This window comes from Phaeobacter sp. BS52 (assembly GCF_045040595.1).
GTDB classification, from domain to species: Bacteria; Pseudomonadota; Alphaproteobacteria; order Rhodobacterales; family Rhodobacteraceae; genus Phaeobacter; species Phaeobacter piscinae.
In genome coordinates, this window is the sequence record NZ_CP090662.1 from 556,184 (window position 1) to 567,727 (window position 11,544).

Annotated in this window: 9 protein-coding genes, 1 pseudogene and 1 riboswitch; of the genes and pseudogenes, 9 read left to right on the top strand and 1 reads right to left on the bottom strand. The window is 61.6% G+C overall.

The window, feature by feature from the left end:
• Positions 1 to 139 precede the first annotated feature (139 nt).
• On the top strand, positions 140 to 1,705 hold the full coding sequence (gene xseA, locus L0Z65_RS02730) for an exodeoxyribonuclease VII large subunit (RefSeq protein ID WP_405110548.1): 1,566 nt from the start codon (positions 140 to 142) through the stop codon (positions 1,703 to 1,705).
• 100 nt (positions 1,706 to 1,805) lie between these two features.
• Here the strand turns inward: xseA and L0Z65_RS02735 are convergent, their stop codons facing one another.
• Entirely contained in the window at positions 1,806 to 2,219 is a 414-nt protein-coding gene (locus L0Z65_RS02735) for a hypothetical protein (protein ID WP_405110551.1), read from the bottom strand.
• Between the two features lie 228 nt (positions 2,220 to 2,447).
• On the opposite strand from L0Z65_RS02735, the pseudogene L0Z65_RS02740 reads away from it, so the two are divergent.
• From L0Z65_RS02740 to L0Z65_RS02775, 8 genes and pseudogenes are all read left to right on the top strand, one after another.
• A pseudogene (locus L0Z65_RS02740) lies at positions 2,448 to 3,126 on the top strand (lysoplasmalogenase).
• Between the two features lie 111 nt (positions 3,127 to 3,237).
• The gene (gene ftsY / locus L0Z65_RS02745) at positions 3,238 to 4,488 is read left to right on the top strand and encodes a signal recognition particle-docking protein FtsY (RefSeq protein WP_405110554.1); all 1,251 of its coding nucleotides are present in this window, start codon (positions 3,238 to 3,240) and stop codon (positions 4,486 to 4,488) included.
• Between the two features lie 93 nt (positions 4,489 to 4,581).
• Positions 4,582 to 5,484: an EamA family transporter gene (locus L0Z65_RS02750; RefSeq protein WP_405110557.1), complete on the top strand. Its 903-nt coding sequence runs from the start codon at positions 4,582 to 4,584 to the stop codon at positions 5,482 to 5,484.
• 123 nt (positions 5,485 to 5,607) lie between these two features.
• The gene (locus L0Z65_RS02755; RefSeq protein ID WP_405110560.1) at positions 5,608 to 6,222 is read left to right on the top strand and encodes an inner membrane-spanning protein YciB; all 615 of its coding nucleotides are present in this window, start codon (positions 5,608 to 5,610) and stop codon (positions 6,220 to 6,222) included.
• 162 nt (positions 6,223 to 6,384) lie between these two features.
• A riboswitch (SAM riboswitch) is annotated at positions 6,385 to 6,464 on the top strand.
• A gap of 60 nt (positions 6,465 to 6,524) precedes the next feature.
• Positions 6,525 to 7,715 carry an O-succinylhomoserine sulfhydrylase gene (gene metZ / locus L0Z65_RS02760; RefSeq protein WP_405110563.1) on the top strand — a complete coding sequence of 397 codons (1,191 nt, stop codon included), beginning with the start codon at positions 6,525 to 6,527 and terminating at the stop codon, positions 7,713 to 7,715.
• A gap of 210 nt (positions 7,716 to 7,925) precedes the next feature.
• On the top strand, positions 7,926 to 9,029 hold the full coding sequence (gene folE2 / locus L0Z65_RS02765) for a GTP cyclohydrolase FolE2 (RefSeq protein WP_102896652.1): 1,104 nt from the start codon (positions 7,926 to 7,928) through the stop codon (positions 9,027 to 9,029).
• Positions 9,030 to 9,253: 224 nt separating this feature from the next.
• Positions 9,254 to 10,000: a hypothetical protein gene (locus L0Z65_RS02770; RefSeq protein ID WP_405110567.1), complete on the top strand. Its 747-nt coding sequence runs from the start codon at positions 9,254 to 9,256 to the stop codon at positions 9,998 to 10,000.
• 64 nt (positions 10,001 to 10,064) lie between these two features.
• The gene (locus L0Z65_RS02775) at positions 10,065 to 11,513 is read left to right on the top strand and encodes a TrkH family potassium uptake protein (RefSeq protein ID WP_096871776.1); all 1,449 of its coding nucleotides are present in this window, start codon (positions 10,065 to 10,067) and stop codon (positions 11,511 to 11,513) included.
• Positions 11,514 to 11,544 lie beyond the last annotated feature (31 nt).

Here is an 11,544-nt window from a genome sequence, read left to right on the forward strand (position 1 = left end):
CGTTCTCCGATCTGCCTGAGCCCTATGACTCCCCAGCGCCAGCCGGGGCTTGCCTTGCTTGCCGCGGGTTCTATGCTGCGCGGACTTTCAAAACAAGAACTCAGTAGGTGCCTTTGCGCCGCAGGAGAGCAGCCCCGCCATGTCAGACCTGTTTGATGATCCAACCCCATCCGACCGGCCCGGGCAGAATGCCCCCGAATTCACCGTCTCGGAAATCTCAGGTGAGGTGAAGCGCACGCTGGAGGGCACTTTCGGCCGCATCCGGGTGAAGGGCGAGGTGGGCCGGGTGTTCAAGGCGCGCTCCGGGCATCTTTATTACGACATCAAGGATGACCGCTCCGTGCTGGCCTGCACCACGTGGAAGGGGCAGATCGCCAGCCTCTCCGTGGTGCCGGAAGAGGGGCTGGAGGTGGTTGTCACCGGTCGGCTGACAGCGTTTGGCGGGCAGTCGAAATACAATATGAACGTCGATGAGGTCGCGGTTGCCGGGCAGGGCGCGCTGATGGCGCTCCTGGAAAAGCGCAAGAAACAGCTGGAGGCGGAAGGCCTGTTTGCGCCGGAGCGTAAGAAGCCGCTGCCGTATCTGCCACAGATCATCGGGGTGGTGACCTCACCCTCGGGGGCGGTGATCCGCGATATCCTGCACCGGCTGCGCGACCGGTTCCCGCGCAAGGTGCTGGTCTGGCCGGTTGCGGTGCAGGGCGCCAACTGCGCGCCGGAGGTGGCCCGCGCCATTGAAGGCTTCAACCAGCTGACACCGGGGGGCGCGTTGCCACGACCGGATTTGATCATTGTGGCCCGTGGCGGGGGCTCGATTGAAGATCTGTGGGGCTTTAACGAGGAAATTGTCGCCCGGGCTGTCGCGAACAGCCAGATCCCGCTGATCTCAGCCGTGGGGCATGAGACGGATACCACGCTGATTGATTTTGTGTCGGATCGTCGCGCGCCGACCCCGACGGCGGCAGCAGAACTGGCGGTCCCGGTGCGGTTGGAACTGCTGGGCTGGACTGAGAATCAGGGGGCGCGGCTGGTGCGCTCTGCCGGGCAGGCGGTGCAGCAGCGACGGCAGCGGCTGAACGATCTTGCGCGCGCTCTGCCAAAGCCCGATACGCTATTGGAAACGCCGCGCCAGCGACTGGACCGGGTGTCTGAACGGCTGCCCGATGCGCTGATCCGGGGGGTGGAGCGTCGACGTCTGCGGCTGAGTGAGGCGGCGGCTGCGCTGCGGCCCAGCACGCTGCGTCAGCTGGTCACGGCCCGTCAGGATCGGCTGCGCAATCTCTCGTCACGGCTGACGCTGCGCCCGATCCAGCAGGATCTTACCCGCCAGCATGATCGTATCGGCCAGCTGGCGCAGCGGCTTGAAACCGTGCAGACACAGCGGCTGGACCGGCACCGGCAACGGCTGGATGCAACGGGCCGACAGCTGGAGATCCTCAGCTACAAGGCCACGCTTGAGCGTGGCTATGCCGTGGTGCGCAGCGATGACGGTGTCATCACCCGCGCGGCAGAGGCCACGACCCAGCCACGGTTGCGGATCGAATTTGCCGATGCAGAGATTGACGTGACGCCTGCGCAAGCAGCTGCCGGAGACGGGGCGATATCGCCAGCAAAGACACCCAGCGCGCCCAAATCAGAAGGGTCCAAAGCAGGGAAGCGCCAAAGCGACAAGGCGCCGTCAGATGATCAGGGGTCGCTGTTCTAAAGCGCTCTCGTCGCTGAGGTCACGCGAAAGCACCACATAGGCCACATCGATATGGGCACAGGGCCCGGCGCGTGGATCAGGGGGCGTGCATCGATGTCTGTCAGACGCCGATCTTGGGACCAAGGCAGAGCATGTCCTCGCCGATGTCTTCGGCCTCATACAGCTCGGTGGCCTCCGGGTCGCCGTCGAACTGCGCAATCAGCCCGTCGTCGCCTATTGAGAACTGCCAGCACTGCGGCGTGCCGATATCATCATAGATAAAACAGATCTGATCTGCCTCAGGGTACCATTCGCCGTCCTGGCATTGGCCGTCCAGAAACGACCAGATCACCCGGCGGTTTGGCAGATAGCGTTCAACCCCGTAGGGCACCCCATCAAAGCCGTAGAACAAAGTGCGGCCTTGGGTGTAGCGGTCGAACTGATCAGCGGTGAGCGGCGCGCCCGCCCAGACGGGGCGGCCCTCGGACACAGCGCCACAGAGCGCCGTCAATAGAATCAAACAGGGCAGTCGCATACGGCAACTGTGCCAGAGGGCTGCGGCTCTGGCCAATGTTTCCGTGAACCATGTCCGGCGAAAGTACAGGGCCCGTTCGACGGTCGGCTTTGCGACTGGCTTGCGCGGCGTCACCTTTGACCGGTGGCGGAGAGGCGGGCAACATCAGTCAGATACCGGCCAATTTAAGGCACGGCACGCAATGCAAGCACCGGCGCAGACCGCAGCTGCAACGAAGGGGAGAGCGACATGCCAGATTTTGGAAGCAGCCCGGTCGGGGATGTGTTGATTTTGGCGGCTGCGCTCTCGGCTCTTTTGTATCTCGGCCTGACTGCGCGGTCTCCCACAGCGCTGCGCAGCGTGACCAAGACGCTGGCGGTGCTTTTGCTGGCCGTTGCCGCATGGCTGGGGGGAGGGCCGCTGCTGCTGACCTTGGCGCTTGGCCTCTGCGCGGTTGGCGATTTCTGCCTGTCGCGCGACGGGGAAAGCGCGTTCATGGCTGGGGTGGGCGCCTTTGCGGCTGGCCATCTCGTCTATATTTTTCTGTTCCTCGGTCAGGAGAGCAGTGATCTCGCAAGGTTGGTCCAGCTGCCGCAACTGGTTGGCGTGCTGGTGCTGGCTGTGGCCGGGCTTGCCATGGCACGGCTGCTGGCGCCGCGGGCCGGTGCATTGAAGGGGCCAGTGCTCGCCTATGTGCCGATCATTCTCGGCATGGGGCTGGCGGCGCTGACCTTGCCGCTGGGCATTGGGCTGGCGGGTCTGGTGCTGGTGCTGCTTAGCGGCGGTGGCCTTCATGGCTTCTGATATCGTACTCGCGTTTGAGACCTTTGTGTTGGGCGAAGATCACCCGGCGCGGCGGATCACGCCTTATGTGGTCTGGCCGCTTTACTGGGGGGCGCAGGCGGGGTTTCTGCTGGCGTTTCTCTAGGTCGGGACCGGATTTGCATCGGTTGATGCGGCGAGGTGCTTTGCACTTGCCGCAAAACCGCATTAGGTGTCCGCGTAACAACTCGCACCGACCCAATCTGCGGAGACCGACATGGCGTTTTTCTCAAAACTGAAGGACCGGCTGTTCAAGTCGTCGAACAAGCTTGAGGAAGGGCTGGATGCCATCGTTGAGGAGGGCGCAGAGGATGTGGCCCCGCAACAGTCCGTACCGGAACAGACGCCCGAGGTGCCGCCGTCCACACCGCCGGTCGAGGCTCCAGTTGAACAGTCTGTCGAGGCCCCAGAGGCTGCGCCAGCGGAGGTGCCGTCTGAGATCCCCGTAGATGTGCCTGCTGAGATCCCGGTCCAGACGCCCGAACAATCGCCCCGCCCGGCGGAGCCCGTGACGAAACCGGCGGAGCCGATGGCGAAACCATCGATCAAGCCGACGGCGTTGCCGGACCCTGCTCCGGCAACGCCGGGGCTCTTGGGGCGTCTGATGGGGCGCGGCAAAGCGGATGAGCCGCGCCGGGCGCTGGATGATGACATGCTGGAGCAGCTGGAGGACCTTCTGGTCGGGGCAGATATGGGCGTTGATACCGCGCTGCGTGTCACCGCCAATATGGCTGAGGGTCGATTTGGCAAACGGCTGTCCACCCGCGAGATCAAGGAACTGCTGGCCGCAGAAGTGGCCCGGATCATGGAGCCGGTGGCCCGCCCGATGCCGATCTATGCAAAACGGCCGCAGGTGGTGCTGGTGGTGGGGGTCAACGGCTCCGGCAAGACCACCACGATCGGCAAGCTGGCCAGCCAGTTCAAAGCTGCGGGCAAGAAGGTGGTGATTGCCGCAGGCGACACCTTCCGCGCGGCAGCAGTGGAGCAGTTGCAGGTCTGGGGTGATCGGGCAGGGGTGCCGGTCCTGACCGCACCGGAGGGGTCTGATCCGGCCAGCCTTGCCTTTGATGCGATGACCCGCGCGCAGGAAGACGGCGCGGACCTTCTGATGATCGATACCGCCGGACGCCTGCAGAATCGCGCTGATCTGATGGAAGAACTGGCCAAAATCGTCCGCGTGATCCGCAAGAAGGACGAGACCGCGCCGCATAATACGCTGCTGGTGCTGGATGCGACCACTGGCCAGAACGCCCTCAATCAGGTGGAGACGTTCCAGAAGCTCGCAGATGTCTCCGGTCTGGTGATGACCAAGCTGGACGGCACCGCCAAGGGTGGCGTTCTGGTGGCATTGGCGGATCGCTTCGGCCTGCCGATCCACGCCATTGGTGTGGGTGAGCAAATCGACGATCTGGCGCCTTTCGATCCGGAAGAATTTGCAGCCGCTCTCACCGGTCTGGAACGTTCCTGACCAACGCCCGCCCGTGTTCTGGCTGAATATATCCTCCGGGGATCCGGGGGTGGTTAACTCCCGGTCATCTGTCCTGGTGCAAAGGTATTTCATTTGAGCGATTGGCTGATCTCGCTGGAAGGCACGGAGGCGGGGCATCATATGGCCCTTGCTCTGGCCCTGCTGGCTGCGCTGTTGCATGCGGTGTTCGGCGCGCTTCAGAAAGGGCGCTATGATCCTTGGCTGTCGCGCGGGGCGATTGATTTTTCCTATGGGATGATGGCGATGCCGTTGGCGTTGTTCGTCGTGCCCTGGCCTGAGCCACATATGTGGCCAATCTTTGCGGCCGTCTGGGGGATCCATGTGCTCTACAAGATCCTGCAGGGGCTGGCCTACAGTAAGGGCAGCTATACTGTTGTTTATCCGGTCGTGCGGGGGACGGGGCCCTTGTTCACAGTGATTGGCGCCTCGGTTCTGTTTGATGAGCGATTTACGGCGGTGCAGTGGCTGGGGGTTGGTGTGCTTCTGGCGGGGATCTTTGGCCTTGCGCTCTACAATTTTCGCAATCTGACCAGCCACCGCGAGACACTGGGCAGTGCGCTGGCACTGGCTGTGGCGACCGGTGTCTTTGTGGCGCTCTATACCACTTATGATGCCTATGGCATCCGCGCGACGGCGGATCCGTTCACCTTTCTGGCGTGGTTCTTCTTCATCGACGGGCTGGCGATGCCGCCTTATGCCTACATGCGTTGGCGGGCGATGACGCCACGCCCGGATCCCGGTCCCCTGATGGCCAAAGGGCTGTTGGGCGGTCTTATTGCCTTTGGCTCCTTTGGTGCGGTGATGCTGGCCACGCGGCTGGACAAGGTGGGCGAGGCGGCGGTGCTGCGCGAGACCTCGACCGTGTTTGCGGCCCTGATCGGCTGGCTGGTGCTAAAGGAAACCGTTGGTCCGCGCCGGATTGCGCTGATGGCTTTGATCGCGCTGGGGGCCGTGATAGTGGAGATGGGCGGCTGATCCGCTGGTCCCTCACCACCCCTTGATGATCGAACAGGTTGAAGACCAGAGGCAGGCAACCCAGATTTCGCAGAACGGAGCGCGACCGCAGATCATGCGCGGGCGCAACAGGCAGGAGATCCCATGGCGGGCAAACCCATCAACCCAACCCTGAAACTGGTGCTGGAATACGGCCCGCTTGTTGCGTTTTTCGCAGGCTATCTGTGGCTGCGCGACGAGGTGTTTGTGATTGGCGGGGAGGAGTATCGGGGGTTCATCATTGCCACCGCAGGCTTCATCCCTCTGATGATCCTCTCAAGCCTGGCGCTGTGGCGGCTCACCGGGCATATCTCCAAGATGCAGGTCGGCACGCTGGTCATCGTGGTGCTGTTTGGCGGGCTGTCTGTCTGGTTCAATGATGAACGGTTTTTCAAGATGAAGCCGACGATCCTCTATGTGCTGCTGGGCGGTACCTTGGCGATCGGTCTTCTGCGGGGGCAAAGCTATCTGAAGGTAGCAATGGATGAGTTGATGCCGCTGCAGGATGCCGGATGGATGATCCTGACCCGGCGGCTGTGTTATTTCTTCTTTGCGCTGGCGGTGACCAATGAGCTGGTCTGGCGCAGCATGAGTGAAGAGACCTGGGTCTACTTCAAGACGTTTGGTCTGTCGCTGGCGATGTTTGCCTTCTTTATGACCCAAGCGCGGGTGTTTCAGGCCTATGCGCTGCCGGATGCCGAGGTGGATGAGACGGAGTGAGCCGGGGCCTTCGCATTGGCATTGTCGGCTGGGGTGTCGCATGTCGCGGGCCTCTCGTCGTCTTTGAGGTTGGGTCACGCGGGTGTGATGGAGCGCTAGGCGCTGAAGGGCGCGCAGCGCCGCTGCGGACTTGACCAAACGGCGGTTTCGGCGTATCCGAAGCTTACATATCGTGGCGATTTGTTAACCGGATTGCGGGCCACGTAAAACAATCCCGCTAAAGAGGTCAGGATGTGAAGGATCCCCTTTCGCTTGGCCGAACGGGGGTTTTTTAATGCGCATTGCGCGCAAGGAGACAGAAGATGAGCGAGACCTGGAACAAGCGCACCAAACTGGTGCATGGCGGCACCCGGCGCAGCCAGTACAATGAGGTCAGCGAAGCGATCTACCTGACGCAGGGCTTTGTCTATGATAGCGCTGAGCAGGCCGAGGCCCGGTTCATTGAGACCGGTCCAGATGAATTCATCTATGCCCGCTACGGCAACCCCACGGTGGCTATGTTCGAAGAGCGGATTGCCGCGCTGGAAGGGGCCGAGGACGCCTTTGCCACCGCATCCGGCATGGCGGCAGTCAACGGCGCGCTTACTTCGATGCTGAAGGCGGGTGACCATGTGGTATCAGCCAAGGCGCTGTTTGGCTCCTGTCTCTATATTCTTGAGAGTATCCTGACCCGCTTTGGCGTTGAGGTGACTTTTGTTGATGGCACCGATCTTGACGCTTGGCGCGCGGCGCTGCGGCCCGACACCAAGGCGGTGTTTTTTGAATCCATGTCCAACCCGACGCTGGAAGTGATCGATATTGCAGCGGTGGCAGAGCTGGCCCATGCGGTCGGTGCCACCGTCGTGGTGGACAATGTGTTCTCGACCCCGGTGTTCTCAAACGCCATCGAACAGGGCGCGGATGTGGTGATTTACTCCGCCACCAAGCATATCGACGGGCAGGGCCGAGTCTTGGGCGGTGTCATTCTTGGCACGCGCGATTTTATCCGCGGCACCGTTGAACCCTATATGAAGCATACGGGCGGCAGCCTCAGCCCGTTTAACGCTTGGACCCTGCTAAAGGGGCTGGAGACGATTTCGCTACGGGTGAATGCGCAGGCGGACAGTGCGCTGGAACTGGCGCAGGCGCTGAGCGGTCATCCGGCGCTGTTGCGGTTGATGTATCCGGGGCTGGAAGATCACGCCCAACACGCGCTGGTCCAGCGGCAACTGGGCGGCAAGGGCGGCACTGTGCTGTCGCTGGATCTGAAGGGTGGCAAGGAGGCAGCCTTCCGCTTCTTGAATGCGCTCACCATCCCGGTGATTTCCAACAATCTGGGGGATGCGAAATCCATCGCTACGCATCCGGCCACCACCACGCATCAGCGGCTGTCGGAGGCGTTGAAGGACGAACTGGGGATCACCCCGGGATTGGTGCGGTTCTCCGTCGGGTTGGAGGATGCGGGCGATTTGATTGCGGATCTGACGCAAGCACTGGCGGCGGCTGAGGGCTGAACGGCGCGCCACCAAGACGCGGTTGGGGCAGGGGGCATATTGGGTTGCCTGCCTCAGCTGGGAACAGATCCTGAGTGATCTGGGGTCAATCGCCGGAAATACGCAAAACACGACGCTTTTGAATGATCTGTTTTGCGATCTGCCGCGTAACAGACTAAAACCAATCCTGCTGCCTGATGATCGGGCAGCAATAGCGGAGGTCTCTGTGTCATGAACTCTCACTCGCGTAATCTGACCAAGGCGCCTGATCGAGCGGACGCAAAAGAAGCGCTCGATCTGTTGCGCCAATGGGCCAGCGCGGCCACCGAGACCGAAATTGCCCAGTTGAACCCGGCGGTTGCACGGCTTCTCCCGGATGCACCTGCCGGTAATTATCCCGATCTGTCGCGGCACTATCCTGAGGGGTTTGTGGCTGACAGCAGCTATCGCGCAACGCTGCCGGACCTGCAGAACGGCCCCTCCAGCCTGATCCGCGGGGCGCATGAGCAGATCCAGCACGTGGGGATTTCCAACTTTCGCCTGCCGATTCGCTTTCACACCCGCGACAATGGGGATCTGACGCTGGAAACCAGCGTCACCGGCACCGTCAGCCTGGACGCCGACAAGAAGGGCATCAACATGTCCCGGATCATGCGGTCGTTCTACAAACATGCTGAGCGCACCTTCAGCTTTGAGGTGATGGAGGCAGCGCTGGACGATTATCTGACAGATCTGGAGAGTCTGGATGCGCGCCTCCAGATGCGGTTCTCCTTCCCGGTGAAGGTCGAAAGCCTTCGGTCAGGTCTATCTGGCTATCAGTACTATGATATTGCTCTGGAAATCGTCGATCACGACGGTGAGCGGACCAAGATTATCCACCTTGATTATGTCTATTCCTCGACCTGCCCCTGCTCGCTTGAGTTGAGTGAGCACGCACGTAGTTCACGGGGGCAACTGGCGACACCGCATTCGCAGCGCTCGGTTGCGCGGATATCGCTGGTGCAGGAACCCGGCGCCCCGGTGCTGTGGTTTGAAGATGTGATTGATCATTGCCGCCGCGCAGTGCCGACCGAGACGCAGGTGATGGTGAAGCGTGAAGATGAACAGGCCTTTGCCGAGCTGAACGCGGCGAACCCGATCTTTGTGGAAGATGCCGCGCGGTTGTTCTGTGAGGCGTTGCAGTCGGACCCTCGGATTGGTGATTTCCGGGTTGTGGCCAGTCATCAGGAGAGCCTGCACAGCCACGACGCGATCAGCGTTCTGACACAGGGGCAGACATTTGCGGCCCGCAGCATTGATCCCAAGATGTTTGCGACCCTCATTCATCAGGGCTGAGGGCGCCTGAGGCGTGCATTCCGCCACGGACCTGACCTCTCAAACAGAACCGCCTGCCCATTCGGGCGGCGGTTTCTTTTTTGGTAATCAATGTTCATCTGCGTCGCGGCTTTTTTTTGCTGCACTGCGGCAATAATCAGCTAAGCTTGCAACCTGAAGGGGTGCGCGTTGCGGCCCCTATCCTCAGGAGGCCGCAAAAGCTGCCCGCCAAACAGGAGATTTTGATGATCCCTCTACTCGATTTCACAGACCTTCCCCGAACACCTGCTGCGCTGGCTGGCACGATTGTTGGTAACCAGTTGCGATTCTGGCGTGGCGCCATGACCCTGATGGGGGCGGTGCCTGCAGCGCAGGTGGCCCTCGCCCGCGAGGCTATGTCTGCGACTTATGGCGTCACTGGCAAGACCGGCACCAAGACAGCAGTGCCGTCATCGGCCAACGATACGGTTGCAAAGCCTGCGCCTGCCCGCCGTAAGGCCACGCGCAAACCGGCCCGTCCGGCGCAATCGGCGGCTGTGAAAACGGGTGAAAAACCTGCCCCGGACCAGATCACCACACCAAAGGGCGCCAAAGTAGTAGCAACTTCAACCGGTGCGACCTCTGGCCAGAGCGGGTTTGCCAGCCAACGAACCACCAGCGGCGGTAGCGCTGCGAAGTCGGCTGCATCAACGCCCTCTGCGCCTGCGGCCCGTCGCAAAACACCTCGTGCGCCGTCGAAACCGGCGCAGATGCCAGCCCCTCTTACGTCGGCGGCGGCCAAATCTGAGGCAAAGCCTGTCGTGACCGATAGCCGACAGATGGGTTTAAAGCAGACCGGAACCACCAGCGCGCAGGCCTTGATGACGGGTCAGGCCGCAGGGGCGGCCCCGGGACAACAGGATGGTGGCAAACAGGCGGCTGCGAAGCCAGCCACGTCCAAGCCAGCCGCTACAAAGGCCAAACCTGCGTCTAGGTCACGGGCAAAACAATAGGGTCAGCCCGCCGGACGCGCGCAGTCTCTTGACAGTCTGTGCGGGGCAGGCCAACGCTGCGCCCATGTTGGATCTGCGTCCGGTTGGATATGTCATTGGCCTGTTGGTGGCCATTCTTGGGGCGACCATGGTGTTTCCTCTGGCCGTCGATCTATACGACGGGCAGGGGGAGTGGCCGGTTTTCCTCGAAAGCGCGGTGATCACCATCCTTGGCGGCGGGCTGATCGCGCTGTCCTGCGCCAATGGGGTGCGTGAGGGGCTGACCATTCAGCAGACCTTTCTGCTGACCACGCTGGTCTGGGTGGCGCTGCCGCTGTTTGGGGCCATCCCGCTGATGCTGGGCGCCACCGAGCTGCGGTTTGTCGACGCGTTTTTCGAGGCGATGTCGGGCCTCACGACCACTGGCTCCACCGTAATCTCCGGCTTGGACGATCTGCCGCGCGGATTGTTGCTGTGGCGCGGTATCCTGCAATGGCTGGGCGGCATCGGAATTATTGTGGTCGCGATGGTGTTCCTGCCCGAGTTGCGGGTCGGTGGAATGCAGATTTTCCGCTCCGAAGCCTTTGATACCATGGGTAAAATCCTGCCCCGCGCGCAGGCGATCGCGAAGCAGATTTCACTGATCTACGTGGGGCTGACCATCGCCTGCATGGTGGTCTATATGCTGTTGGGAATGGAGCCATTCGACGCGCTGGTCCACGCACTGACCACCTGTTCGACCGGCGGGTTTTCAAACTATGATGCGTCTTTCGGCACCTTCACGGGCGCACCTGAATATGCGGCATCAGTGTTCATGATCCTCGCGGCGCTGCCGTTCGTGCGCTATGTGCAGATGATCAACGGCCAGTCCAAACCACTGTTTCGTGACAGTCAGATCCGCGCGTTTCTGGCGACGATTGCCCTGCTGGTGGTGGTGACCGCCTGTGTGCTGGTCTACGTTTTCCCGCATCACCCGGAACAGGCCGTGCGCGAAGCACTGTTCAACATCACCTCGATCATTTCCGGCACCGGCTACGCCAGTGTCGATTATATGCAGTGGGGCAGCTTTCTGGTCATGCTGTTCTTTTTCATCGGTTTGATCGGCGGCTGTGCGGGCTCTACTGCCTGTTCGGTCAAGATCTTCCGCTATCAGCTGCTGTTCGCCTCAATCCGAGTGCAGATCCAGCGGATCCATTCGCCACATGGGGTGTTTGTGCCGCGCTATCAGGGGCGCACGGTGGACGCCGAGGTGCTGAGCTCGGTGATTTCCTTTTTCATGTTCTTTGTCGTGACGCTGGGGATCGTGGCCTGGGCGCTGGCCCTGACGGGGTTGGATTTTGTAACTGCGGTGTCTGGTGCTGCAACGGCTGTGGCCAATATCGGCCCCGGCCTTGGCGATCGGATTGGACCAGCGGGCAATTTCTCGACGCTGAACGACGGGGCGAAGTGGATTCTGAGTGCGGCGATGCTGATCGGTCGGCTGGAACTGATGGCCGTTTACGCCATTCTGACCATCCGGTTCTGGCGCAACTAGGCAGATCGACCGTCACGGACACGTCCGGCGC